The 23,808-nt window shown below is 59.8% G+C and carries 23 protein-coding genes and 1 riboswitch; of the genes, 10 read left to right on the plus strand and 13 right to left on the minus strand.

Going from position 1 to position 23,808, the window contains the following annotated elements; translation table 11 throughout:
• Positions 1 to 170 precede the first annotated feature (170 nt).
• From NW804_RS07755 to NW804_RS07785, 7 genes are all read right to left on the minus strand, one after another.
• Positions 171 to 842: a hypothetical protein gene (locus NW804_RS07755; RefSeq protein WP_414423247.1), complete on the minus strand. Its 672-nt coding sequence runs from the start codon at positions 840 to 842 to the stop codon at positions 171 to 173.
• 3 nt (positions 843 to 845) lie between these two features.
• Positions 846 to 1,715, minus strand: a complete 870-nt coding sequence (locus NW804_RS07760) for a (2Fe-2S) ferredoxin domain-containing protein (RefSeq protein WP_414423248.1) — start codon at positions 1,713 to 1,715, stop codon at positions 846 to 848.
• Positions 1,716 to 1,724: 9 nt separating this feature from the next.
• Positions 1,725 to 1,928, minus strand: a complete 204-nt coding sequence (locus tag NW804_RS07765; protein WP_414423249.1) for a DUF1636 domain-containing protein — start codon at positions 1,926 to 1,928, stop codon at positions 1,725 to 1,727.
• A gap of 252 nt (positions 1,929 to 2,180) precedes the next feature.
• A complete protein-coding gene (locus NW804_RS07770; RefSeq protein WP_414423250.1) occupies positions 2,181 to 4,127 on the minus strand; it encodes a TonB-dependent receptor plug domain-containing protein in 1,947 nt (648 codons plus the stop codon).
• A 39-nt stretch (positions 4,128 to 4,166) separates the two neighbouring features.
• Positions 4,167 to 4,308, minus strand: a riboswitch (cobalamin riboswitch).
• Between the two features lie 80 nt (positions 4,309 to 4,388).
• Positions 4,389 to 4,979, minus strand: a complete 591-nt coding sequence (locus NW804_RS07775; protein WP_414404998.1) for a formylmethanofuran dehydrogenase subunit E family protein — start codon at positions 4,977 to 4,979, stop codon at positions 4,389 to 4,391.
• A 70-nt stretch (positions 4,980 to 5,049) separates the two neighbouring features.
• Positions 5,050 to 7,647: a leucine--tRNA ligase gene (leuS, locus tag NW804_RS07780; RefSeq protein WP_414423251.1), complete on the minus strand. Its 2,598-nt coding sequence runs from the start codon at positions 7,645 to 7,647 to the stop codon at positions 5,050 to 5,052.
• 92 nt (positions 7,648 to 7,739) lie between these two features.
• Positions 7,740 to 8,630 carry a ferredoxin--NADP(+) reductase gene (locus NW804_RS07785; protein ID WP_414410013.1) on the minus strand — a complete coding sequence of 297 codons (891 nt, stop codon included), beginning with the start codon at positions 8,628 to 8,630 and terminating at the stop codon, positions 7,740 to 7,742.
• Between the two features lie 270 nt (positions 8,631 to 8,900).
• On the opposite strand from NW804_RS07785, the gene NW804_RS07790 reads away from it, so the two are divergent.
• The 6 genes from NW804_RS07790 (at position 8,901) to NW804_RS07815 (ending at position 13,607) form a co-directional block, all read left to right on the plus strand.
• Complete coding sequence (locus NW804_RS07790) at positions 8,901 to 9,908, plus strand: phosphoribulokinase (RefSeq protein WP_414396180.1); 1,008 nt, start codon at positions 8,901 to 8,903, stop codon at positions 9,906 to 9,908.
• A gap of 40 nt (positions 9,909 to 9,948) precedes the next feature.
• A complete protein-coding gene (pgl, locus tag NW804_RS07795; protein ID WP_414420038.1) occupies positions 9,949 to 10,680 on the plus strand; it encodes a 6-phosphogluconolactonase in 732 nt (243 codons plus the stop codon).
• Positions 10,681 to 10,772: 92 nt separating this feature from the next.
• Entirely contained in the window at positions 10,773 to 10,964 is a 192-nt protein-coding gene (locus NW804_RS07800; RefSeq protein WP_414405001.1) for a hypothetical protein, read from the plus strand.
• A 171-nt stretch (positions 10,965 to 11,135) separates the two neighbouring features.
• Complete coding sequence (locus NW804_RS07805; protein ID WP_414420039.1) at positions 11,136 to 12,290, plus strand: homocysteine biosynthesis protein; 1,155 nt, start codon at positions 11,136 to 11,138, stop codon at positions 12,288 to 12,290.
• Between the two features lie 91 nt (positions 12,291 to 12,381).
• A complete protein-coding gene (locus tag NW804_RS07810) occupies positions 12,382 to 12,903 on the plus strand; it encodes a thermonuclease family protein (protein ID WP_414410016.1) in 522 nt (173 codons plus the stop codon).
• 50 nt (positions 12,904 to 12,953) lie between these two features.
• A complete protein-coding gene (locus tag NW804_RS07815) occupies positions 12,954 to 13,607 on the plus strand; it encodes a cofactor assembly of complex C subunit B (protein WP_414423252.1) in 654 nt (217 codons plus the stop codon).
• A gap of 33 nt (positions 13,608 to 13,640) precedes the next feature.
• Here NW804_RS07815 and bchI read toward each other — a convergent pair whose 3' ends face one another.
• Positions 13,641 to 14,699 carry a magnesium chelatase ATPase subunit I gene (bchI, locus tag NW804_RS07820; RefSeq protein ID WP_414396168.1) on the minus strand — a complete coding sequence of 353 codons (1,059 nt, stop codon included), beginning with the start codon at positions 14,697 to 14,699 and terminating at the stop codon, positions 13,641 to 13,643.
• A 273-nt stretch (positions 14,700 to 14,972) separates the two neighbouring features.
• On the opposite strand from bchI, the gene NW804_RS07825 reads away from it, so the two are divergent.
• Positions 14,973 to 15,365: a DUF4168 domain-containing protein gene (locus NW804_RS07825; protein WP_414396166.1), complete on the plus strand. Its 393-nt coding sequence runs from the start codon at positions 14,973 to 14,975 to the stop codon at positions 15,363 to 15,365.
• A gap of 112 nt (positions 15,366 to 15,477) precedes the next feature.
• The gene (locus tag NW804_RS07830) at positions 15,478 to 16,017 is read left to right on the plus strand and encodes a DUF3611 family protein (RefSeq protein ID WP_414405007.1); all 540 of its coding nucleotides are present in this window, start codon (positions 15,478 to 15,480) and stop codon (positions 16,015 to 16,017) included.
• A gap of 111 nt (positions 16,018 to 16,128) precedes the next feature.
• Here NW804_RS07830 and NW804_RS07835 read toward each other — a convergent pair whose 3' ends face one another.
• Positions 16,129 to 16,266 (minus strand): photosystem II reaction center protein K, encoded by a 138-nt coding sequence (locus NW804_RS07835; RefSeq protein ID WP_414396163.1) that lies wholly within the window; start codon positions 16,264 to 16,266, stop codon positions 16,129 to 16,131.
• A 572-nt stretch (positions 16,267 to 16,838) separates the two neighbouring features.
• A complete protein-coding gene (gene psaK / locus NW804_RS07840; protein ID WP_414410019.1) occupies positions 16,839 to 17,084 on the minus strand; it encodes a photosystem I reaction center subunit PsaK in 246 nt (81 codons plus the stop codon).
• Between the two features lie 315 nt (positions 17,085 to 17,399).
• Here psaK and NW804_RS07845 point away from each other — a divergent pair, with 315 nt between their 5' ends.
• A complete protein-coding gene (locus tag NW804_RS07845) occupies positions 17,400 to 18,377 on the plus strand; it encodes a fatty acid desaturase (RefSeq protein ID WP_414410020.1) in 978 nt (325 codons plus the stop codon).
• 159 nt (positions 18,378 to 18,536) lie between these two features.
• Here the strand turns inward: NW804_RS07845 and NW804_RS07850 are convergent, their stop codons facing one another.
• Positions 18,537 to 19,229, minus strand: a complete 693-nt coding sequence (locus NW804_RS07850) for a J domain-containing protein (protein WP_414423253.1) — start codon at positions 19,227 to 19,229, stop codon at positions 18,537 to 18,539.
• 72 nt (positions 19,230 to 19,301) lie between these two features.
• Between NW804_RS07850 and NW804_RS07855 the strand changes: the two genes are divergently transcribed.
• Positions 19,302 to 19,604: a DUF3082 domain-containing protein gene (locus tag NW804_RS07855; protein WP_414396155.1), complete on the plus strand. Its 303-nt coding sequence runs from the start codon at positions 19,302 to 19,304 to the stop codon at positions 19,602 to 19,604.
• On the opposite strand, the gene NW804_RS07860 is transcribed toward NW804_RS07855, so the two are convergent.
• Both NW804_RS07860 and NW804_RS07865 read right to left on the minus strand, forming a co-directional pair.
• Positions 19,500 to 21,701: a transglycosylase SLT domain-containing protein gene (locus NW804_RS07860; RefSeq protein ID WP_414423254.1), complete on the minus strand. Its 2,202-nt coding sequence runs from the start codon at positions 21,699 to 21,701 to the stop codon at positions 19,500 to 19,502. The two genes, NW804_RS07855 and NW804_RS07860, sit on opposite strands and share 105 nt — an antisense overlap.
• Before the next feature lie 57 nt (positions 21,702 to 21,758).
• On the minus strand, positions 21,759 to 23,690 hold the full coding sequence (locus NW804_RS07865; RefSeq protein WP_414423255.1) for a S9 family peptidase: 1,932 nt from the start codon (positions 23,688 to 23,690) through the stop codon (positions 21,759 to 21,761).
• Between the last annotated feature and the right edge of the window lie 118 nt (positions 23,691 to 23,808).

Genomic DNA, 23,808 nt, shown 5'->3' on the forward strand with positions numbered 1-23,808 from the left:
GTATAGGTGTGGGTGTGGGTTTGAGTTTCATCGCGACGGGGTGGGAGCACTCAACCTTCGCAGAACGTATCTGGGCTCTGGCCTAGTAGTTGGGGTTATGGCATCCCCCACAGGGTTGAGGTTTCAGCCTCATGCTCTTTCGCCTACGGCGGCGCGGAGCGCTTTGTAGCTCAGCCGGTAGGAGCCATCCTGCTGTCTGAGAAAGAATCCCTGCCTTTTATGGCAGGGAGAATGTCAAGTGCCCTGTCCCACACCAAAAGAGTATGAATCCCAAGCCAAAAGCTCGTCCACAGCCAGTTATCCACCCAGATCTTGCCGAGAACAGGTAGGGTCAAACCCTCTGTCCCTCCCAAAACTAGGCCAGCTGCCAAGATCAGCCCTTCAAAAGCAAGAAAACCCAGGATGAGCATGGCTGGGATCCAAAGATAATTCCACAGCCATCGTCCGGCTCGGAGAGGGTGGGGCTGGAAGAAGAGAGGGCGGTAGCTGGCTAGCAGGACCACTCCCACCGTGCCGATCCCCAAGACCACCCCCCAGGCAAAAGAGTCAGGCGTGCGGGGATAGTTGTGCCAGACATAGCCAAAGATTTGGTTGGCTAGCCAAATCATCGAGGCGCTAACTATTGCCCTTTGGCGAGTTAACGTGGTGCCCGCAATGATGCCAACGGTTACAAAAGGCAGCGTACAGGTATAGGCAATGTTGCTAAGGCAGCCAATGGTGGTAAATAGGCTGGGCCAAAATCGGCCACAGGCTAAGTCTTGGGCAGCCCGTAGCCAAATGGCAACTGGAATCCAGCGGCGAGGTTTGGGGATGGACTGCACAAGAGATTGCAGACTGACCATAGGCTAATCTCCGGGAAAAAGGTGAGCTTTCAGGGGGCAGTTCTTTAGCAGATGCTCCTGGACAATTTGCCGCGCTACTGGAGGTGTAACCCGCTTGTACCAAGTGCGGTCGCCAGAGTAGAAAACCACAGGCCCTTCTTGACAGACTTCTAGACATCCGGAAGTAATGACCCGAATATCTAAATTGGCTTCTTGCAGGGCAGATTGCAGGACTTCCACAACCGGTTGATAGTTGCGGGAAGGATAACAGCGGCTGGAGCGGCAAACCGCCAAGTAGGGCCGCTTGAGAGGGTTATCCTCGTAAGGGATCCGCCCTTTTCCCTCGACATAAATGGCTCGCAGGCGTTCATAGAGGGAGAGCTTTTGGTAGTTGGCTTTGCTTTCGGGCAGGTAGTCTTCTCCTGGCCCTAAAAAGGGACTGGGCAAGAAGATCTGCAGCAGAGATTCCTCTGCCCCGTTCCAAAATTGAATTCCCCATTGGCGAGGCTGGCGCTGCGGATTGAGGCGGCGATAGAGGGCGGCGCGGCTGACCAATCTTTTGCGGCGCAGTTCTAGGGGGGTTCGGCCATAGGGGCCGCCCCGGTGCTCTTCTAGACACAGATGCAAATGCCAAGTTTCGGTGGCCACGGTCAAGTAGCCGTCGTAGAGCACACAGAGAGCAGGGGGACTGGTAAAGGCCGCTTCCAGCACTCCTCCCTCCGCCACACAGCCCACTTGGATCTCAGCCCAGTGCTCCTGGAAGAGCTCATAGAGCAGCGGCCCAAGACAGTCGATGTGAGCCGGGATCCCTTCGTAGAGAGTTATCCAGCCAGTGGGGGAAACCTCCTGCCAACTTTGGTTTAGAGGCGTAATCCAGGGACTGAAAGCGGCCATAGGCTGCTCCTATTGGACTGGTGGAATGCGAGCAATCACCCCCTTTTTAAGAGGGCGCTCTGCCCAGGGCAGGACGCCATCGGGCTTTGTCAAATACAGCTCCGCTGTCTGCAAGATTGGCTCTACGTCTTGGGGATCGAGATCTCCAAACACGTAGGTCATCTTTCCAGGGGCTGCCAGGGCAATCACGCAAGCATGGCTGCAGCTGCTCATACAGGCAACTGGCTTAAGCTGCAATTAGGATTGAGCGCCTGCGATTGCAAGGCGGCTAGAAGCATTTCTCCTTTGCTAGTCCCTTCTTTTTGGCCGTTGACCCAGCGAGATCCACAGGTGGTACAAACCCAAAGGTAATGTTTGGCCTCAGCTTGAGTCGAGATTCTGGTTGAGATCGTCATACAGTTGCTTCCAAACTAGAAGCACCCTACAAATGGCTAGCCAGGGAGTTAAAAACAGCCTGAGATGTCGCTAAAATTGCCCCCGCAGGTTCACCCTTAGCGTGCGACCAACGCCGGGATAGCCGGGGAAAACTTCATACTGCTCATCCAGCAGGTTGTCGATCCCCATCTCTAGGCTTAGGTCCTCAGTCAACGGGATCCCTCCTCGCCAAGCTACGGTGGTGTAGCCTGGTAGGGATTCCGTGTTGGTGTTGTTGGTAAAAAAGCTCCCAATGTGATGGACTAAAATTGAGCTGTACCAGCCTTGCTCGTGGCGGTAGGTCAGGCCTAAGTCCAGGCTATCGGCTCCCACAAAGGCTAGCTGCTTGCCAACTGTAGCCGGGTCAAGGGCGGCGCGAATGATGGGATCATTGAGGGTGTAGTTGGCAAAAAGCATCCAGTTTTCCCCCAGCCGCACATCCAAAGCTGCCTCCAGGCCGGTATATTCAACCAGCCCAATATTTTCATAGGTTCCTCGGCGCGGCCCAAGGCTGACAAAGGTGATGCCATCGCGGATGCGGTTGTGGGCAACAGTCAAGCGCAGCAGGCCAAAATCTCCCAAGGTTTGATCTAAGCCAATGTCAAAGCTTTCCCCTCGCTCTGGGCGGAGATTGGGGTTGCCATCCACTTCAAAAAAGCCGCGCAGCCGGAAGAACAATTCCGAGATCAAGGGAGTGCGAAAGCTGCCGGCATAGCTGGCCCTCAAGGTGGTGCCTTCCGCCAAAGCCCAGCGGATCCCTAGAGCAGGCGAGGTAGCCGAGCCGCTGGCCAAACTGCTGAAGTCCTGGCGGATGCCTAAGTCGAGGTGGAAACGGGGATCTGGGCTGTAATCCAGGCGGGCAAACAGGGCTCCCTGGTTAACCGTATCGTCGTAGTTGGTATTGGTAGAACCCCTGGCAAACGAAAAAGTTGTATTGCGGGCTGAGATAGAGCGATAGTCTGCCCCCAAGACTCCCTCTAGGTTTTCGCCAGCTTTCCAAGCATACTGGAGCTGGGATCCCCAGCTATCGCGCAGGATGAGGTCGCGGGATCCCTGGCTTTGCGGGGCGCTGAAGCGGTAGTTGAGATCGTCCAAAAAGAGCCGAGCTTGCAGAGAGCCTGTTTCCTGAGTCCACAGCCACCTGAGATCCAGCAGCAGGTCGTTGGTGGTTTGCTCGGCATCGAGGGAGGGAAAGTCTATGCTGCCGGGCACGCGGAAGGTTTTGTTGAGGTAGAGGGCGTTTGCCGTTAGGACTTGGTCTTCGGCCAATTGCCAGGTGAGCTTGGCCTGCAAGTTGTGGTACTCCACCGCTGAGTTTTCCCGCCTGCCCGACTTGCCCAGCCGTCGGATGGTAAAGGGAAAGTCGTTGTTGCTCTGCAGGCGACGGTAGCTGAGCACCCAGCCCAGCTCCTGCCCTTGGCCGCGGCTTTGGATCCCTTGCTCATTGAGGCCATAGCTGCCGACCGCCGCTTCCACCACTGTCTCCGTTTCTGGCTGGGGCTCCACCGTGACGATGTTGATGACGCCGCCAACAGCGTCTGAGCCGTACAGGGTAGAGCCGCCGCCGGGGGAGACTTCAATTCGCTCGACGACATCGGTGGTGATTTGGGAGAGGTCAAACCCCCCAAAAAAACCCAGATCGTTGAGGGGGCGGCCATCCAACAGCACCAGCACCTGGGCCGTTCGCGCCCCTCGCAGGAACTGAGAGCTGAGGGCTCCCAACTGGTTGCCGGCTGTGCCATCGCTGAGGATGCCGGGCAGATAGCGCAGGGCTTCCTGCACGGTTCTTGCCCCTTGCTCGCGCATCTGCTGGCGGGTGATGACATAGACGGGGCGGGAAGACTCTCGCAAGAGGCCAGGACGGCGAAACGGGGTGGTGACGGGTTGATTCAAAATCTCGGCGCTGAGGCCGGTATCCAAGACCGCTTGCGCCCAGGCTGGGATCCCCAAAACCCAGCTTCCCAGCCCAAGGCTGAGGCCTAGAACTGTCTTTTTCATGTCAGCTCTTTGTTCCATGCGACCCGGAAGGGCTCTAAGCCCTGAGCTGAAGCCGCAGGCGGGCATCCTGACTGAGGGCTTTTGCCCATCACAGTTGCGGCACAGCGCCGGATTTGCACCGGACTTTCCCCATTGCTTGCCCTGGCTGATCCCCAGAGCAACCTAGCGGCACAGCTTTCTCCTTAGTCCTTCTGGAAAAAGCCGTGCTAGGCATCATACCTCTCCCGCCCTGGAGTTCCCATCCTGCTGGGGGGATCGGCGCTAGGGTCTAATCGTGAGACGGAAAAGAGCCTCGTCGGCCATTTGAAGAACTTCTTGCCCCGCTGCCATAAGCCGTTCTGGGGGCAGCTCTCGGTACTTAGCAATAAACCCAGGCAAGACTTGAAACTCCACTCGCTTGCCAGTTTCTCGATGGATGACAACACTGCGCATTTTGTCCAGGGAGTCCACCTCCACCAGCTTTAAGTTCAGCTTGCCCAAGCTGGCTCCAGTGGCGGCGTGCAACCCATCCACGATGCAGGCAAAGGGAATCTGGAGCGGCGACTCGTGAATGACTTCCACCACAAAGCGACTTGGGGAGGTGGGGGGGAGGGGACTTGCCAAGCCCAGCTCCTTGAGAGCCCGCATCCCCATGCGATAACCCACCACCGCCCAGGGGCCAGCACCGCCGTGGATTTCGGTAACTCGCTGGGTGGCAGCCTCAAGGGCAGCCGGAGGATTGGCAGAGCTGCTGCTGGGGTGGGCCAGGGCAGGGATCCCGACCGCTAGCTGAATGGCCATCCACAGCAGAGGAAGCTGCTGCGGCTTGAGAACCCATCGCTTGCGCATAGGCAGACAAGAACTAAACCCCAAGGCAGTATCCTAAGCCCTGCTCCTGGGTCTTGCCTATGCAGGGGGGGAGGTTACCTGAGCAAACGGAGAGCTAGACAACCACGTTGACCAGCTTCTTCGGCACCACGACGACCTTCTTCGGCGTCGCCCCTTGGAGATACTTCTGGGCCGCTTCCGACTGCAGAGCTAGCCGCTCCTGCTCCTCCGGCGTGACATCGGCAGGGGCTTCAAAGGAGCCGCGCAGCTTGCCGTTGACCTGCACCACAATCGTGACCGTATCGGCCACCAGCGCCGCCGGGTCGTAGCTGGGCCAAGACTGGCGATGCACCGAGTCGGTACCGCCTAGGGCCTGCCACAGCTCTTCGGCAATGTGGGGGGCAAAGGGCGCCAGGAGCAAGACCAGGGTGCGGATCCCTTCTGCATAAACTGGCGAGTCCGGGATCCCCGCCTCGGCTAGGGCATTGCTCAGCTTCATCAGCTCGGCAATGGCAGTGTTGAACTGGTACTCCTCCAGATCCTCACTGACTTCCTTGATGGCCGTGTGGACGGCGCGGCGCAGATCCCTTTCCGCCTTGGTCAGGGATCCCACCTCGACTTTGGCCTGCAAGGACGCCGTCCCGCCACCGCGACTGACAAAGTCGTACACCTGCCGCCAGACGCGGTTGAGAAAGCGGAACTGCCCTTCCACGTCGGCATCGTCCCATTCCAAGTCCTTTTCCGGTGGCGCCTTGAAGAGGATAAACATGCGGGCCGTGTCTGCCCCATAGTTGGCCAGCACCTCTTCCGGATCCACGCCGTTGCCCTTGGATTTGGACATCGTAGCGTAGATAACTTGCAGAGGCTCGCCGGTTTCGGGATCCCGCGGATCGTTGGGATCCTTAACCAGCGCTGTGGGGATCCAGCGATCCTTGCCGGACTTGTTGGGGTTGTAGTAAGTGCGCGCCTGCACCATCCCCTGGGTTAGCAGGCGGGAGAAGGGCTCATCGAAATTCAGCAACCCCAGATCCCGCAGCACTTTGGTGAAAAAGCGGGCGTAGAGCAGGTGCAAGATGGCGTGCTCGATGCCGCCCACGTACTGATCCACCGGCAGCCAGGCGTTGACCAGATCCTTGCGGAAGATCTCGCGGTCGTTGTGGGGATCACTAAAGCGCAGGAAATACCAGGACGAGCAGATGAAGGTGTCCATGGTGTCCGTTTCCCGGCGGGCCTCTGCGCCACAGGTGGGGCATTTCACCTTCACCCACTCCTCCAGTTGGGCTAATGGGGATCCGCCTCGCCCCGTCAGCTCTACATCTTCTGGCAAGAGCACTGGCAGATCTTCTTCCGGCACCGGCACAATGCCGCAACGGGGGCAGTGGATGACCGGGATGGGGCAGCCCCAGTAGCGCTGCCGCGAGATAAGCCAGTCGCGCAGGCGGTAGTTGACCTGCCGTTCCCCTAGCCCCTGCTCCTCCAGCCAGGCGATGGCCCTTTCCACACTTTGCCCTGGGCCCTTGCCCACCGGGATTCCGTTCAAGGGGCCGGAGTTTATCAACACCCCCTCCCCTGTCCAGGCCGCCTGCAGATCTTCAGCAGTCTCCACCCCACCCTGAGGCGGCTGCACCACCAGCTTGATGGGCAGGCCAAACTTGCGGGCAAACTCAAAGTCCCGCTGGTCGTGGGCCGGCACGGCCATGATGGCCCCTGTGCCATAGCCCATCAACACGTAGTCGGCAATCCAGATGGGGATGCGCTCTTGGTTGACGGGGTTGATGGCGTAGGAGCCCGTCCAGACGCCCGTCTTTTCCCGATCCTCAGCGCTGCGCTCGATCTCGCTGCGGGCAGCGGCCTCGGCCTGGTAGGCTTTGACGGCAGCCTGCTGCTCGGGGGTGGTGAGCTTCTCCACCAAAGGATGCTCCGGCGCCAGCACCATAAAGGTGGCTCCCCAGAGGGTATCAGGCCGGGTGGTAAACACCGGCAGCTCTTCCCCTGTTTCGGTTTTGAAGAGAACTCTAGCCCCTACCGACTGGCCAATCCAGTTCTCCTGCATGGTGCGCACCCGCTCTGGCCAGCCGGAGAGCTTCTCCAGGTCAGCCAGGAGTTGGTCGGCATAGGCCGTGATCTTGAGAAACCACTGCTTGAGGAGGCGCTTTTCCACCCGAGCCCCAGATCTCCAGGATCTCCCTTCCGCATCCACCTGCTCGTTGGCCAGGACGGTCTGATCCACGGGATCCCAGTTCACCGGCGCTTCCTTTTGGTAGGCCAGGCCTGCCTTGAAAAACTGCAGGAACAGCCACTGCGTCCATTTGTAGTAGTCGGGGGCGCAGGTGGTAATCTCCCGCTCCCAGTCGTAGGAAAGCCCCAGCCGCTGCAGTTGATCCCGCATCTGGGCAATGTTCTGGTAGGTCCACTTGGCCGGCGGGATCCCCCGGTCAATGGCGGCGTTCTCTGCCGGCAAGCCAAAAGCGTCCCACCCCATGGGGTGCAGCACCGCATACCCCTGCATCCGCTTGTGGCGGGCAATGACATCCGTGATGGTGTAATTGCGCACATGCCCCATGTGCAGGCTGCCGCTGGGGTAGGGGAACATCGACAGGGCGTAGAACTTGCGGCTTTCTGCTGTTAGCTCTGGCGTGCGATCCAACCCAATTTCACGCCAGTGGGCCTGCCATTTCCTTTCAATGGCCTGGGGATTGTAGCGCGCGTCCACAGCTTAGGACTCCTGGAAAACCTTTTGCTCTGGGGAGCCTAGATACCAGCATTTTGGCATGCTTTGGCCGCTCCAGAAACCTCCAGGACCCCCTAGTAGGTTTCCTCGTTCCAGCGGCTAGCTTTCTTGAGCTCCTTCTGGAAGCTGCTCCAGTCTTGGCCTGCTTGTTGGGCTACGGCAGCCATGACGCTGTTGATGCCATCCTCCATCCCCTTGAGACCACAGATGTAGACGTAGGTGTTGGGTTTTTGCAGCATCTCCCACAGCTCGGCGCCGTACTCGGCCATGCGGTTTTGCACATACATCTTTTTGCCATCGGGGGTTTGCTGCTCGCGGCTGATGGCGTAGTCGACGCGAAAGCGATCCCCATGCTCAGCTTTCCAGGCTTCCAGGTCGCCCCGATACAGCAGGCTGGAAGTGGTGGGTACCCCAAAAAACAGCCAGATCTTGCCTTGGTAGTTGGGATCCTCCTCGAGCAAATGCTTGATGAAAGCCCGAAAAGGAGCAATGCCCGTGCCAGTGGCAATTAAGATCAGGTTGGCGTTTGGATCCTCCGGCAGGAGGAACGTCTTCCCAGCCGGCCCCGTGATCATCACCTCATCCCCAGCTCGGAGATCGGTGAGGAAGCCCGAGCAGACTCCCACTCCCGGCTGGCCGGTTTCCTTATCCACGTATTCGGCCCGCTTCACGCTCAAGGAAACCGTGCGTCCCTCGCCATCGTCGCCGTAGCGGGTGGAGGCTATCGAGTAGAGGCGGGGCTTGTGGGGCTTGCCTTGGGCATCGACGCCAGGAGGAATAATGCCAACGCTCTGGCCCTCCAGGTAGCGGAAGTTGGGATCGGGCAGGCTAAGCACAATGTGCTTGGTTAGGCCAGGTGCCCCTTCCTCAACAAGGGAGTAGGTCTCCAAACATTGGCCAACTAGAGGGGCATTGGGGCGGTAGAGATTGACCACAACTTCTCGTTTTTGGGCGCTGGCAACCATGACTGGGATCTGCTCCTGGCAGTGGTAGCTACAGCAAACACCTTAGCAGGCTGCCTTTGCGGAAGGGAACCTGCCCTGTCAACTGGCGGCGTCTCCCTTGCCCATCCAGAAAAACGCCTGCACTGCCCAGGAAATGGTTTGTCTTCTGCCAGCGCCAGCTTTTCCAGCCTCAGGCTCGCTTGCGGTGGAGCGTCTTGTGGTAATATGCAAAGCCATAAAGTTTTAGAAGCCTCCTTGCAGTTTTGCCCCGCCTATCCCCAAGGAGTTCCCATGGCAAGCAGTCCCGAACGCATTGTGATGATTGGTGTTGCTGGAGATTCTGGCTGTGGCAAGTCCACGTTTTTGCGGCGGCTGAGTGACTTGTTTGGCCGGGATCTCATCACCACCATTTGTCTAGATGACTACCACTCCTTGGATCGCCAACAGCGCAAGGAAAAGGGCATTACGGCGCTGGATCCCCGCGCTAACAACTTCGACCTCATGTACGAGCAGGCCAAGGCCCTCAAAAATGGCCAGAGCGTGATGAAGCCCATCTACAACCACGAGACGGGGACCATCGACCCCCCTGAGCGGGTGGATCCCAGCCCCATCATCGTCTTGGAGGGCCTTCACCCCATGTACGACGAGCGGGTGCGGGAGTTGCTGGACTTTAAGATCTATCTGGATCTGGCGCCGGAAATTAAGGTTGCCTGGAAGGTTAAGCGGGACATGGCAGAGCGGGGCCACACCTATGAGGATGTGCTGCGCTCCATCGAGGCCCGCCGCCCGGATTTCGAGGCCTACGTCGATGTGCAGAAGCGCTATGCCGATGTGGTGATTGAGGTGCTGCCCACTAAGCTTCTGCCAGAGCTGGATCCAGAGCACAAGGTGTTGCGGGTGCGCCTGATCCAGCGCGAGGGGGTGAAGTACTTTGACCACGTCTATTTATTTGACGAAGGCTCCACCATTGACTGGATCCCGTGCGGCAAGAAGCTAACCTGCTCCTATCCCGGCATTCGCCTACACTACGGCCCCTCCACCTATTTCGACCATCCGGTCTCGGTGTTGGAAATTGACGGCAGCTTCGACAAGCTGGAGGAGGTCATCTACATCGAGAACCACCTGAGCAATCTGTCGACCCGCTATTACGGCGAGCTGACAGAGCTTCTGCGCAAGCACCCCGAATATCCGGGATCCCGCAACGGCTCCGGGCTCATCCAGGTCATTGTGGGCCTAAAGCTGCGATCCCTCTACGAGAAAATCCAGGCGGAAACCAAGAAGATGGCGGTCGCTTCTTAGGGGGATCCCTTTGGCCCGGCTAAGGCAGTAGAAGGCACCGATGCAAGGGTTCCAGTTGGAAATCTGGCCGGAGGGGGCAGCTCTTTTCCGCCGGGCGGTGGAGATCTGGCAGGAGCAGGCTGCGGCGGCCATTCGTCAACGGGGTCGCTTTACGGTAGCTTTGGCAGGAGGAAACACCCCGCGAAAGTTGTATGCCGCTTTAACCCAGACGCCAGGGATCCCTTGGCAGCAAACCTGGTTGTTCTGGGGGGATGAGCGCTACGTTCCCCCGGATCACCCCGAGAGCAACTACGGCATGGTACGGCGGATCCTGCTGGAGACGGTCGGGGTTCCTGCCTCGCAGGTCTTTCCCATGCCTACCCAGGCAGGGGATCCCTTGCGGGATGCAGCGGAATACGAGGCAACCCTGCGGCGGGTTTTCGGCAACGAATGTCCTGCCTTTGATCTCATCTGGCTGGGAGTGGGGGAGGACGGCCATACGGCTTCCTTGTTCCCCGGCACAGCCGCCCTGCAGGTGCAACACCGCTGGGTAACCGTGGGGCAGAAAGGAGAGGAGCCGCGCCTGACCCTGACCTATCCTGTCCTAAACCAGGCGGCCCAGGTGGTGTTTTTGGTTGCCGGAGCTAGCAAAGCCGAGATTGTCAAAAAGGCGCTGACGACGGAGGCCCACCTGCCTTGTCAGAGCGTCAACCCTAGAGGGCGGCTGCTGTGGCTGCTGGATGCGGCAGCGGCGGCAGAGTTGCCCCTGCCGGCAGCGGGCTTGCTTGGCTAGGCCCTGGCTGAGGATGGCCATTTGACTTGGATCACGGCTGTCTCCTCCTCCTTCTGAATTTCATAGGGGTAGTTGAGTTAGAGCGCTGCCCCATGTCCATTCGCCTAATTGTCGAATCAGTTCTCCAGAGTGCCTGCCTCACCCGCGAACAAGAATCCCAAATCTGCTATCTCCTCCAAGAACGGTTCTACGACGAATTGGATCTGGAGGCCCTTGACCGGCTAACCCTGGCTTTGCTGGAAGGGCAAGTCCACCTGGAGGGAGAGGAAAGCCGCGCTGCCTAGCCAGATCCTCAAGAAGCCCGATAGTTTGGCGGCCCGCCTGGCCTACCCTGCCCAGGGACGCCCTACCGCCACCGCTAGCAGCTTGCCTCCCTGAGGCCTTCTTGCCCATCTAAGCTATTGATAGCCATTCGAGAGCGCTGCCCCAAAGGAACGCGGACTGCCTGCAGTTATATGGAAAGAACTCTAGACGAAATTAACCGGCGGATTCTCCAAGGCCGGGTGCGGGTGTGGACGGCTCAGGAGGCCAAGGCCAAGCTAGCTACCCTTAGCCTTGAGGAGGCCTTCGAGCAGGTGGACGTGGTAACCACCGGTACCTTTGAGCCGATGGAGTCCTCGGGAGCGATCCTCAACCTAGGGCACACGGATCCCCCAATCAAGATTCGCCAGGCCTGGTTAAATGGTGTGCCCGCCTATGCCGGCTTTGGGGCTGTCGATCTCTACATCGGGGCGGCCCAGCCCAGTGAGCAGACTGACCAGCCCTATGGAGGGGGCCATGTCATCGCCGATCTGGTTGCCGGCAAGCGGGTGCACCTGCGGGCCATTGGCCAAGTAACCGACTGCTATCCCCGCGCCGACTACGAGACCTTGCTGACGCGGGATCAGCTTAACCAGTTCTACCTGTTCAACCCCCGCAACGCCTACCAAAACTTCATTGTCGGCGTCAATGGCGGCGATCGGCCGCTGTACACCTACTTGGGCCTGTTGGAGCCCAACCTGGGCAACGCCATCTATTCCAATCCCGGCGAGCTATGCCCCCTGCTCAATGATCCCCTCCTGCGCCGGGTGGGGATTGGCAGCCGCATCTTTCTAGGGGGCGGCATCGGCTATATAGCTTGGGAAGGTACCCAACACTTTCCGCTGCAAAAGCGGCTGCCCAACCAAACTCCCATTGGCCCCGCAGCCACCCTGGCCTTGATTGGCGACGCCAAACAGATGCAAGCCGAATGGGTGCGAGGCTGCTACTTCCGCAACTACGGCCCCAGCTTGATGTTAGGGGTTGGGATCCCCATCCCCATCCTTTCCCCCAGCGATTTGGAGCCCATTGCCATCCGGGACAAAGATTTGGTGGCGCCCGTGATTGACTTTTCTATCCCCCGGCGGGTGCGGCCCACCTTTGGCCTGGTGAGCTATGCCCAGCTCAAATCCGGCTACATTGTCCTCAATGGCCGCAAGGTGCGCACTGCCCCCCTAGTCAGCCTGCGCCGCTCGATGCAAGTTGCCGAGATTCTCAAACAGTGGATTGCCAGCGGTCAGTTTACCCTTACCCAGCCAGTGGCTCCCCTACCGCTAGATCGGGAGTTCCTCACCCAAAATCCCTATTCATGAGAGAACCTTGGCTGGCAAGGGGTTGCCTAGCTGAGAGTTGCCGCTACCATTACGCCTTAGGTGTCCCTGGGGGAAGAGGATGTTCCGGCGTATGGCTTTTGGCTGGGCGGTGTTGGGATGGCTCCTAGCCCTGCCTGTTCTTCCCGGCCACGGGTTTGGAGAGCGGCGGGTTGTGCCTGACACCCCCTTCTACTTCGATAACCACTACTTTGATCGCTACCCCGAGGCAGTGGTGGTGGGCGTGGTCAATGGCGACACGCTGGTGGCGCAGATTGAAGGGGAACAGAAATTGCGCTTGATCCGGCTGGCCGGGATCCAGGGCCTTAGCCCCCAGGAGGATCCTTTTTATCAGCAGGCGCTTGAGCTAATGCGTGAGCGCATCCTCCGCCGCACGGTCAAGCTGGAAGGGGATAAGCTGCTGCGCAACGTCGATGCCACTGGCTTGGTGGAAGCCTATGTCTGGCTGGAGGGCCAGCAGATGAACGCCATGCTGGTGCGCAACGGCTTGGCTCGCATCGCCCCCTACACCCACAACATCAAGTACGACAGCTACTTCCGCGGCCTGGAAAAAAGAGCTCGCCAAGAGCGCCTCGGCATCTGGAGCCGCCTCTAAGACCTTGGGTAGCTCTAGACTGGACTTAGCGCTAGACGTCTCTTCCTGCTTTGAGGGTCAAGCGAGATCCCAACCGCTGGCTGCGGCGACTGCCTTTGGTGGCAGGCGTTTTGGGCAGCATTCTCCTAGTCATCAACCGGCTGGCCTTTACGCCAGAACTGCTGGCCAGTCAATCCCGCTCTGACGCTTTGGGGATCCTCCTCAGCGCCGTCTTAATCCTAACTGGCCTTTTGTGGCAGCAGGTTCAGCCCCGTCCTCCCCAGACCGCTCCCCTGCAGGGGAGTCCAGGTTGCGATTGGCATCCTGAGCTGTCTGAACGCGAAAAACTGGAGCTGGCCTGGGCCTCCCACACTCTCCTTAGCACTACCGCCGCCCGCACCGTGGTGATCTGGGTGGAGGGACGCACTCTGCTGCAGCGAGGGATCCTAGCTAGCCCTGGCCAGTTGCCCTCCCTCCAGCCCCAAGGCACTCTGCAGCAGGTGTTGAAGACGGGGCAGCCGGTTTACCTAGGGGATCTGCGATTTTTCCCCGCCCGCGCCGAGTTCGAGGGCCTGTTGCCGGCCGGATCCCAGGCGGTTCTCTGCCAGCCCATTGGCCAAAAGGGATGCCTTATCTTGGGCAGTGACAGGCCGCGCAGCTTCAGCCGCCAGGAGCAAGCCTGGATTGCTGCCATCGCCAACAAACTAGAAACCCTGTTTGCCTAACTCCCCCCCTGGAGGAGGGGTTGGGAGCAAGGGCTAGGCAGCGCTCTCCAGGCTCACCTGAAACACCTCGCTAAAGGCCTTCTCGACCTTGTAGCCGGAGTCGATGGTTTCCAGAGGATCCTTGCGCAGGCGGTGGCGCAAGCACAAGCTAATCACCCGGCGAATGTCGGCAACAGTAACTTCCGTACGCCCTTCTAGAGCCGCTAGGGCCTTGGCCGCCCGGTTGGTGACGATATCTCCCCGCAGCCCGTCGACTTCCAAGGCCGCACACACGCCAGAGATCTTCAAGCGCAATTCGGGATCAATCCCCACCTGCGGCAATAGGTGTTGGGCTTTTTCAATGCGCTCCCGCAGGCGCTGCTGGGCATCGGCGTATTTGGCTAAGAAAGCCTGGGGATCGGCGTCGAACTGGCTGCGCTCTTCCACAATCTGCACTCGCAGGGCCGGATCCCGCACCGTTTCGATGCGGACAAACATGCCGAAGCGATCCAGAAGCTGGGGGCGCAGCTCCCCTTCCTCGGGGTTGCCGGATCCCACGAGCACAAAGCGGGCTGGGTGGCGAATGGAGATCCCCTCCCGCTCGACGGTGTTCCAGCCGGAGGCCGCCGCATCCAGCAGTACGTCCACCAGGTGGTCGTCCAGGAGGTTGACCTCGTCCACATAGAGGATGCCGCGGTTGGCCTTGGCCAGAAGCCCCGGCTCAAAGGCCTTCACCCCTTGAGAGAGAGCCCGCTCGATATCCAGGGTGCCGCAGACCCGGTCTTCGGTGGCCCCCAGGGGCAAGTCCACCATCGGCACCTGGATCCAGGTGGTTTCCAGGGTTTCTCCTGCCTGCAGGCGCTCCCACACCTGATCGCTCATCAGATCCCGCTGCCGCGGATGGCTGTTGAAGGGATCCCCTTTGACGACCTCAATTTTGGGAAGGAGATCGGCCAAGGCGCGGATGGTGGTGGATTTGCCCGTGCCCCGATCCCCCATGATCAGCACGCCGCCGATGCGGGGATCGATAACGTTGAGGAGCAGGGCCAGCTTCATTTCTTCCTGGCCAACAATGGCCGTGAAAGGGAAAACCGGGCGACGCTCCAAGTTCATAAAGCCACAACCAGCAATCCACCCTCATTATCCCCCTTCTGGGCTGTTCAAGGCCCCAGCAGGAACCTTAGGGCCACTTTTTGGTCAAAAGAAGTAGGCGCCGGCGACAACTGGCGGTGGCTTGCCTGGGGTAGCTTGAAGCGGGTTGCAGACAAAAGCTACACCTAGGAGAAGATCCCAGCGACACCGGCAACGCAGTGATTGGGTGGGGAGATAGTAGCGGTGTTTGGTCAAGCAGGTCGGAAAGGAGGAGCGGCACTCTCGCTGGCAAGCGTGGCCCAGAAAGGGCTGGTGGGCTTGATCTGGGTTTGTACCTGGATCCCGCTGGTGGGTGTTTCCCTGGCTGTAGCCCAAACCCCTGCCACTCCCCTAGCTCTAAGCGATGAACAGGTTACCAAGTATGCCCGCATCGTCTTGGAGATGGAGCCCCACCGGCAGGAAGCCCAGCAGCGCTCTCAGGCTACCGAGGATCCGGCCACCAAGGATCAAATCCGGCGGGAGTTCATTCGCACCGCCACCGAGATCATCACCCGCCATGGCATGACCGTGCCGGAATATAACCGCATCACCTTGTGGATTCGCTCTGAAGAAGGAAAAGAGCTCAAACAACGCATCGAGGCGGAAATCCTGCGCCTGCAAAGCAGGGACTCCCATCGCAAGCCCTAGCCTTCTAGATGACCCCACGGCTTAAGGTAGAGGCTTCTGCGCCGCGCCTTTCGGTGACGGGGGGCAGAGGATGGGGATAGGCTGGAAGCGGACAGAGAGCGGGGGAAGAAGGATGAGCGGACCCATGTCGCAGCTAGGAGGGGCGACGGTTGAGCGCATGCGGTCTCGCTTGCGCTTGACGCGCCGCTTTGGGTTCTGGTTTCAGGGGGTTCTGGGGGCAACGGCCCTGCTGCTGTGGCTTGGTTTTTTAATTGGCCAGAATACCGTCTATCGAGATGACTCGCTGGGGGCTACTATCGCCTTCTGGTTTACTCTGCTGACTTTACTCACTCTAGCAGCCGGCCTCTTCCTCAACTGGCGCTACTTGCTGCACGCAGAGCGCCGCTCAGCTTCCGCTACTGCCTCAGGCCAATTCGATTTGCCCAAGCAATTGCAGTTGGTTACCTACGTCAGCCTCATTGGAGCGTTCCTGGCTTTGATTGGCATGGAAGCCCAAGTCGGCGAGCTATTGGCACGCATTTTCGCCCGCACCCAGGCCAACCAGGTAACAGGAGTACTGCTCTTGGCTGCCAATATCAACGTCACCTTCGCCCACTTTGTCTGCTTGGCAGGAGTGCTCTGGATTACCGGTGTCCTTGACCGCGATCTCTGACTCCTCTAGAAGAGCTACTAGCCTGGGGCAGGGCATTCTGCAAAGACAACTAACCCCTCCGCGAGTGCAAGAGGGGCAAGCCGGAGCTACCGATTCCAGCCGACTGGGACTTTACTTAAAGCCCACCGCCGCCTGCCAGACAAAGGCAAGCAGGAAAAACAGAACGGGGATGATCGGCAAAATATCGACCAGTGGGTCGAACAGTTCATAGCCTTCTGGCAAAGCAGCCAGGAGCATCGTTACAGGCATGACACCAAACCTCACCAGGAAGGAAGTGGGACTAGAGAAACGAGTTCGTTAGGGATTTTCCTATTGGCTCCAGATCTTGGCTGGGTCGCAGTTTTCCTGAACCGCTCTGAAAGACTTATTCAACCCCGGGCAAAAGCAGACTTTCGCTCGGCGTTGAGGCTTTCTTCCTGCTTCCACGACCCGTAGCTAGTAGTAGAGTTCACCTCTACTACCCCGCCAGAGGGATCTCCACAGGCGTGACTTCCCCGCGAGCTGCAGGTAGTTGCCCCTTGCTCTTGATCGAGCACACCGGCTAAAGACGGAGCCAACTTTAGCCTAGGCAAAACGCCTACTCAAGAAGATGTACCTGCTAGCCTACTAGCTCAGCCCATCTACGTCAAGGCAGAAGGTTAGTTAGGTCCGGTGAACCAAGGACTAGAGGAGAACCCTGAGGGCAGGAGTGCTTTCAAGAAGCTGCGTCGCCACCTTACTGGCAGAGCCATAACTAGGCTAGCACAAGGCGACTTGTCCTCGGTCGCAGCAGCAGTGCAGAGCGCTTGGCACGAAGGCCAGGGCTTGCGTTGCCATGCAACCTAGAGAACCCCCATGTTGGAGAGGCCCAAGATTACTCCTACCCCCAGCAGATGACCAAAGCTGGCAACTCCCAAGACTTCTGGCCAGGTCATCCCCAACACCGGTCCAGTTTCTGAAGCCACCCCCGAAGAGGACTTGAAGCTCAGGTATGCCAGTCCCGTGCAGAGCAGAATGATCACCGCGCTTAGGGGAGACCAGGGGCTGGTGTGAGCGGTTATAGCTAGCGGCGCAACAAGGGGCAGCATGGTTTTCCTCCTTGGCTTAGGTTAACCGCCCCCTAGATTACCCCTGTTTTGCAAGGCTTAAAGGGATCCCCCCGCGATCTTCACATGAATTGCAACAGAGGCCGCAACAAAACCTCACAACAGTTCTTGCCGGGATCCCTGTCGGCGGCAGTTGGGGTTGGCGGGAAAATCAGGCCTGACGGGACAAGCTGAGCAGTTCTGTGCCGTATACTAACGAAAGTTAACAAAGTTTATCCCTGACGCTTGCTGGGGTTTGGCGGGTTGCCTTAAACCATCCCCACCGTCTGCGCTGTGCACACTCAAGGATGGCTGCCGATGACTGCTGCTGTGACTCCGCAACCGGACTCCAGGCCCTTTACCTTACCCCGTGAGCTGCTGGGGCCGCCGCCAGAATTTTGGAATCCCACCCTATTGATGTTTCTAGGGTCCGTGGCGCTGTCAGCCGCCTGCTTTTGTGGGTATGCCTTTTGGCATTGGCCCCGCTGGTTGGTGTTCTGGCTAAACTTTGTCGCCCTCTATGTGCTGGGCACGGTAATCCACGATGCCTCCCATGGCTCAGCCCACCGCAACCGCTTTTTGAACGAGGCTATGGGGCATGGATCTGCTCTGTTGCAGGGCTTTGTCTACCCTGTCTTTAAGCGGGTGCATATGCAACACCATGCCCACGTCAACCATCCTGAGAACGATCCGGATCACTACGTCTCCACGGGGGGGCCGCTGTGGCTTATTGCGCCGCGCTTTTTCTACCACGAGGTGTTTTTCTTCAAGCGGCAGCTCTGGCGCAAAGGCCGCTGGGACCTGCTGGAGTGGGCTTTGAGTCGGCTAGTAGTGGTCTTGACCTTTGCCTTGGCCTTCCACTTCGGCTACACCGACTACCTCCTGAACTACTGGCTGCCCCCTGCTTTTATCATGGGGCTTCTATTGGGCTTGTTTTTCGACTACCTGCCCCATCGCCCCTTTCAATCTCAGGAGCGGTGGTACAACGCCAGGGTCTACCCTAGCCGGCTAGCCAACATCCTCCTGTTGGGACAGAACTACCATCTCATCCACCACCTCTGGCCTTCGGTTCCCTGGTACAAGTATCAGGCGGCCTACTGGGTGGCTAAGCCAGAGCTGGACGCTCGCAACTGCCACCAAACCCTGGGCATTTGGCGAAAGGGTGAGTTTTGGAGCTTTCTTTACGACGCCCTAATTGGCCTGCACTGGCACAAGCCTGCCCCTGCGGCTGCCCAGGCCAAGTCACTAGGAGCGTCATCCTCTGCGGATCCTCAGCAGGGCGAAGAGGCCGATTGAGAGGGTCTTGCCCACGCCCGGATCCCTCAGTTGCTGCTGTTTGTCGAGGCAGCTAGCTTGCTGCAGGACGCCAGCCAAGCCGTTGTGGGCGCAGGTGCGCGGGTCCAGGGTCCGGCGGCACTGCTATCGCGAAGGCAAGCCAGCATGGGCTCGATCCCGCTAGAGGGAGATCTTGGCATAGGCCTGGCCAGCCTCTCGGCGCAGCTCTTGGGCCCGTCGAAACAGCTCTTGCCCGGTGTGCAGGTGGCGGTCGTCGAAGTTAAGCGGAAAATGGCTCAGCTCCTCCAGAGCATCTTCCAGGTGGTTGAGGGCGTAGTAGAGGCAGGAAGCCACTTTCCCCAAGCTGCTGGGGTTGGGAAGACGGCGAAAGATCTGCTGAGCTTGGGCCAATTTCTGCGCGCATTCCTCTAGGTATAGGCCAAAGGCCGCCAGCAACTCGGGATCGAAGGGATCGGCGGACAGAGCGTTTAGCTGGGGTTTTAGGGAAGCCAATAGAGATCCCAAGACTCGGTTCAGGGGGGTGTAAACCTGCCGAATCCAGTCTTCGCGGAGGAGGGCTTCTTGGCTGACCGTCGGCGGCGGGGAGGCTATCGGCTGAGAGCGGCGCCAGGTCTGGCTGGCAAGCAGTTGCCGGTCGTATTCGCGGCGGGCTTGGGGATCCCGGAGCACAGCGTAAGCGGCGTTGATCTGGCGGATCCGCTCAGCAGCGGCCTGATCCTTTTTGGCTAGCAGACTATCGGGGTGGTAGTACTTGACCAAGCGGCGGTAGGCACGCTTGATCTCGGCTGCCGTCGCCTGCATGGAGACTCCCAAAACCTCGTAGTGGGAAACCGCTTCCAATCCGCTCCCCATCGTCTTCCGCTAGCAAACCTTCACATTCTACGCTGGAGCCTACAATAAAGGTGAGCTCTCCCGTGTTGCCCCATGTCTTCCTCCTCTCCGGGATCCCCCCATCCCCTCAGCGCTCTCTTGGGGGCCACCTTTGCTGCCGGCCTAGGCTACGGTTTCCTGCAATTGCTGCTCTCAATGCTGGCCAAGCTGCCGCCTGTTGATCTAGACAGCGGATCCCTGGCACGGGGAGTCGGCATTTTGGTGCGCTACCTGTTGGTGGGCTCCGTTTCTCTAGTTGCCTTCATGTTTGTCATGGTAGGCTTGGGGCTGGCGGCCTACTCGGTGCAACTGCTGAGGGAGCGGCTGACCTCTTCCCGGCACCGGTCTAGCCTCTAGCTGGAGCGCGCTGGCCAGGGTGCGTCCTTCCCGCGTGTAGAGCTGCCAGTAGTTCCAGTAGTTGCCGAACACCGCCTTGACATAGCCGCGGGTTTCGGCAAAGGGGATCTGCTCCACAAACTCGTCGGGATCCTCAAAGCCAAATTGGCTCAGCCACTTGGCGACGTTGCCGGGGCCGCCGTTGTAGCTGGCCAGGGCCAGCAGGGTGTTGTCTTGATAGGCGCGGTGGGTGTAGTCGAAGTACCAGGATCCCAGGCGAAGGTTGTCGGCAGGGTTGGTGAGGCTATACTGGGCTAGGCCAATTTTTTGGGCAATCCAGCGGCCGGTGGCAGGCATCACCTGCATCAAGCCCAGCGCTCCTGAGGCCGAGACGATCTCCGGCTCAAAACGGGATTCCTGGCGAATCAAGGCCGCCACCATCAGGGGATTGAGGTTAAACTGTTGCGCCCAGTGGGCCAGGCCAGGCTGGGCATGGGGATCCCTCTCCCACCTGTTCTCGGGGCTGGCGTAGTAGTGCAGCGGGTAGAGGGCCTGCCAGAAGTCTTGCCGTTGCCTTAAGCTCTCCAGCAGCGGATCCGCCTCGGTGCTAAAGCGCAGGGCAGCCACCTGGTTGATGCCCCGCAGGTGCTCGCCGGCGTTGTTGCGCAAAATGCCACTTGCAAAGCGCTCGGCCACACTCATCTGGCCCGCATCCCGTTTCTGCAAAGCCATTTCCCCCTGCCAGCGCTCCCAGGCCAGTTGGCTAGCGCCGAGCAAATGCAGGGTCTGGGTGGCCTCGGAAACAGCAGGCAGAGGTTGGCGAACCGGCTGGAAATCCACTTCAACCCTTTGGCGCCCGCTGGAGAAATCTCCTACTGGCCAGCCCAGTTGCGCCGCCGCCCGCCAGCCGTAGTAAGTGCGAGGAAATCGCTGCAGCACCTGCTGATAGGTTTGCCGCGCCGCCGCCATGTCCCCCAGTCGTTCCCGCCATTTGCCTGCCCAGTAAAGTAGTTGCGCCCCCATTTCCGTATCCCGCTGGGCCAAGCCAATCTGCTGGGCCACAGCAATAGCTGCCCTCAGGTTGCCCGCCTGCGCCTGGCGCCAAGCCACTGTCCAGGCGGCGTTGGCTGCTGCTTCGCTGGCCGGGAAGCGCTCCCAAAGAGCCTGCCGCACCGCTTGGGCCAACTGGGGGCTGTTGTTGCGCTCATGAAGCTGGCTGAGGCTGAGGAGAGCCTCTGGGGCCTCTGGATCCGAGCCGGATCCCACCTGGCGAAGTAACTGGATTGCCGTCGGCAGGTCGCTCAGCTCGGCCAGGCGACGCCGGGTGAGGGAGGCCTCTGCAGCGTTGGGAAATTGCGCCAGTAGCGCCTGGTAGGCGGCCCTGGCCTGGGGGAGCTCTCGCGAGATCTGGTGGCTGCGGCCCCAGCGGTAGAGGTTCTGGGGGGTGGCAGGGGCGTACCTGTAGGCGCGGGCGGCTTTGCCGTACTCCCGTTGCTCCCAGTAGGCATCGGCCAGGATCTGCCAGTCGGAGGCCGTAAGGGATCCCTCTTGGGCTTGCCGCCAGCGATCCAAGAGGGGGGTTAACCCAGGGGTTTGCGGGTGATGTTGGGCCAAATCCCGCAGCAGGTCATAGCGGTTGGGATCCTGCTCCAGCAAGTGCTTGAGGGCGCGAGCAGTCAAGGGGTGGGTGGGAAATTGCTGCCGCAGTTGCTCCACCTGGCCTATTCCCCAAAGAGCATAGGCGGCTACAGGACTGTGGGGGTACTCCTGCAAAATCTTGGGCCACCAGACCCTCTGAGCAGTTTCTCGATCCCCCAGCTTTTCGTAGGCCTGGGCCCTGAGCTTCCAAATCTCATCGGTTAGAACGGGTAGCTTCTCTTCCAAGCCTTGCAAGTCCTCCAGGGCCGCTTGGGCTTGGCCGGCCTGCAAAGCTCTGTAGGCGCGCAAAAAGGCCGCGCCAGCAGTCGAGCTCAGGGGTGCTGGAGGCACTGCCGCCATCTCGACAGGTTCTGCCCAGGTGTAAAAGCCCCAAAGGGCACCGCTCAGCGCTCCGCCTGCTGCCAAAGCGCCAACAACCCATCGCCGCCAGCGTCCTCGGTTGCTCCTCGGGATCCCCATGCCTTTACGATACTCAACGGCAAAGTCTCGAGCTCCTTACCGGCTGGGAGCCGGTCCTCAAGGGGAAGGGCTCCAGTTTTCGATTGCAACTGGCTCGATGGGCTCTGCCAGGGGAAACCCCAGGATCTGGGCATAGAAGTAAAGCTCTGCCTCCAGGGCCCGTTTGAGGTTGGCTGCCTGGCGAAAGCCGTGCTGCTCTCCAGCAAAAGGCACGTAGGCCACTGGGATCCCTTTGGCCTGTAGGGCAGCCACCATCCTCTCCGCCTGGTTGGGAGGGACGATAGCGTCTTCCAGGCCCTGAAAGAAGATAACCGGGCAATTGAGGTCCTCTAGGTGGTAGATGGGAGAGCGTTCGCGGTAGAGATCCTGCCGCTCCGGGTAAGGACCGATGAGGCTGTCGAGGTAGTGCGACTCGAACTTGTGGGTCTCTTTGGCCAAAGCTTCCAGGTCGCTGATGCCATAGTAGCTAGCGCCGGCCTTAAAGACGTTGTGAAACGTCAAAGCCGCCAGGGTGGTATAGCCGCCAGCGCTGCCGCCGCGAATGAGCAATCGCTCCCCGTCCACCCGGCCTTGTTGGGCCAGAAACTTGGCCCCGGCGATGCAATCTTCCACGTCCACCACGCCCCATTGGCCCTTGAGGGCCTCCCGATAGGCCCGTCCATAGCCGCTGCTGCCGCGGTAGTTGACATCCAAAACGGCAATCCCGCGACTGGTCCAGTACTGGATCCCGAGATCGAGTACAGCTGCCGTTGCCCCTGTGGGCCCACCGTGGCTTTTGACCAAAAGAGGCGGCTTCTCGCCGGCAGGGGCCACGAAGTCGCGGTTCTTGGGGGGATAGAAGAAGCCGTAGGCCACTGCCCCGCCTGAGGTGGGAAAGGCGATGGGTTCGGGGATCGACAAATACTCTGGATCGACTGCCACATGGCTGGAGCGGGCCACCACCTCCAGCTGTCCAGACGGCAAATGCAAGCAGACTAGGGCAGGGGCTTCGCTAGGGGAGGCGGCCAGAAAGGCAGCTTTTTCGCCGCTAACTTGGAGGTTGTGCAGCTCGGTGTAGGACAAGGGGATCTCCTGAAGCTCTCCTGAACGGGGATCCAAAAGCGCCAGGTGGCAGAGCCCCTCTTGGCGATAGATGGCCAGGATCCGCCCGTCCTCACAAAAGCCGTAAGTGCTCAAGCCAAACACCCACTGGGGTTCTCCAAACTCGGCTTCCATAGGGCAGAGGGGAAGGGGGCCCTGGGGATCCCAGCGGTAGAGGTTCCACCAGCCGCTGCGGTCAGAAACCAAGTAAAGCTCCCCCTGCGGCGACCACTGGGGCTGGAAGATGGACTCAGCCGGGCCGCCGGCCAGTTTCTGGGGCTCTCCCAAACTGCCGTCGGGGGCAACCTCAGCCCGCCACAGCTCCGTGCCGTCCCAGGGCATCTGGGGGTGATCCCAGGTCAGCCACACCAGGGCTTGACCGTCTGGGCTGAGCCGCGGGCTGGCGTAGAAATCGTGGCCCCCGGCCAAAACCTGCTGAGCTCCGCTTTCAAGGTCAATGGCAACCAGCGTGTTTTCTGGCTCTCCCTGGCGGCTATGATCCTCGCGCACACAGAGAATGCGCCGGTGCCTCCTGTCCACCACCCCGTCGGCATAGCGGTAGGGGCCAGCTTCGGTGAGGGGCCGGATCTCCTCCCCTGGGGACAGGTAGTACAGCCGTTGATCGGCAAAGTTGCAGAAATACACCACTCCCTCAGAGACCCAGTAGGCGCCGCCACCGTACTCGTGGACTCGCGTGCGCACGTTAAAAGGCTCCGGTGTCAGCTCCTCCACCTTTCCGTTAGCCAAGCGCCGCCTCAGGACGTTGCGTCCTTTTTCCTGGGGCCGGCCCTCGATCCAGTAGAGATCCTGCCCTTCCCAGACCGGTTGTCCCAGGCGCAGGGATCCGGCTACCACCAAATCCGCGCTAATCGGGGACCGCCAGGATCCATAGCCAGCCTGTTGCACCATTTCTGCTCTGATCCAGGTCGATGCTTTCTTTTTCTACCATCCCGCCAGAGAGAAGGATCTCCACAGCCGTGACTTCCCCCCGAGCTGCAGGTACCTAGCCCTCAGCGTCGCCTAGGCA

The sequence above is a fragment of the Synechococcus sp. WC10meta genome (assembly GCF_047461475.1).

What these genes read in the sequence shown, in the direction of transcription:
- NW804_RS07755 (WP_414423247.1), bottom strand. Translation starts at nt 842, where the DNA reads ATGGTCAGTCTGCAATCTCTTGTGCAGTCCATCCCCAAACCTCGCCGC.
- NW804_RS07760 (WP_414423248.1), bottom strand. Translation starts at nt 1,715, where the DNA reads ATGGCCGCTTTCAGTCCCTGGATTACGCCTCTAAACCAAAGTTGGCAG.
- NW804_RS07765 (WP_414423249.1), bottom strand. Translation starts at nt 1,928, where the DNA reads ATGAGCAGCTGCAGCCATGCTTGCGTGATTGCCCTGGCAGCCCCTGGA.
- NW804_RS07770 (WP_414423250.1), bottom strand. Translation starts at nt 4,127, where the DNA reads ATGAAAAAGACAGTTCTAGGCCTCAGCCTTGGGCTGGGAAGCTGGGTT.
- NW804_RS07785 (WP_414410013.1), bottom strand. Translation starts at nt 8,630, where the DNA reads ATGGTTGCCAGCGCCCAAAAACGAGAAGTTGTGGTCAATCTCTACCGC.
- NW804_RS07790 (WP_414396180.1), top strand. Translation starts at nt 8,901, where the DNA reads ATGGCAAGCAGTCCCGAACGCATTGTGATGATTGGTGTTGCTGGAGAT.
- pgl (WP_414420038.1), top strand. Translation starts at nt 9,949, where the DNA reads ATGCAAGGGTTCCAGTTGGAAATCTGGCCGGAGGGGGCAGCTCTTTTC.
- NW804_RS07800 (WP_414405001.1), top strand. Translation starts at nt 10,773, where the DNA reads ATGTCCATTCGCCTAATTGTCGAATCAGTTCTCCAGAGTGCCTGCCTC.
- NW804_RS07805 (WP_414420039.1), top strand. Translation starts at nt 11,136, where the DNA reads ATGGAAAGAACTCTAGACGAAATTAACCGGCGGATTCTCCAAGGCCGG.
- NW804_RS07810 (WP_414410016.1), top strand. Translation starts at nt 12,382, where the DNA reads ATGGCTTTTGGCTGGGCGGTGTTGGGATGGCTCCTAGCCCTGCCTGTT.
- bchI (WP_414396168.1), bottom strand. Translation starts at nt 14,699, where the DNA reads ATGAACTTGGAGCGTCGCCCGGTTTTCCCTTTCACGGCCATTGTTGGC.
- NW804_RS07830 (WP_414405007.1), top strand. Translation starts at nt 15,478, where the DNA reads ATGAGCGGACCCATGTCGCAGCTAGGAGGGGCGACGGTTGAGCGCATG.
- NW804_RS07835 (WP_414396163.1), bottom strand. Translation starts at nt 16,266, where the DNA reads ATGCCTGTAACGATGCTCCTGGCTGCTTTGCCAGAAGGCTATGAACTG.
- psaK (WP_414410019.1), bottom strand. Translation starts at nt 17,084, where the DNA reads ATGCTGCCCCTTGTTGCGCCGCTAGCTATAACCGCTCACACCAGCCCC.
- NW804_RS07845 (WP_414410020.1), top strand. Translation starts at nt 17,400, where the DNA reads ATGACTGCTGCTGTGACTCCGCAACCGGACTCCAGGCCCTTTACCTTA.
- NW804_RS07850 (WP_414423253.1), bottom strand. Translation starts at nt 19,229, where the DNA reads ATGGGGAGCGGATTGGAAGCGGTTTCCCACTACGAGGTTTTGGGAGTC.
- NW804_RS07855 (WP_414396155.1), top strand. Translation starts at nt 19,302, where the DNA reads ATGTCTTCCTCCTCTCCGGGATCCCCCCATCCCCTCAGCGCTCTCTTG.
- NW804_RS07860 (WP_414423254.1), bottom strand. Translation starts at nt 21,701, where the DNA reads ATGGGGATCCCGAGGAGCAACCGAGGACGCTGGCGGCGATGGGTTGTT.
- NW804_RS07865 (WP_414423255.1), bottom strand. Translation starts at nt 23,690, where the DNA reads ATGGTGCAACAGGCTGGCTATGGATCCTGGCGGTCCCCGATTAGCGCG.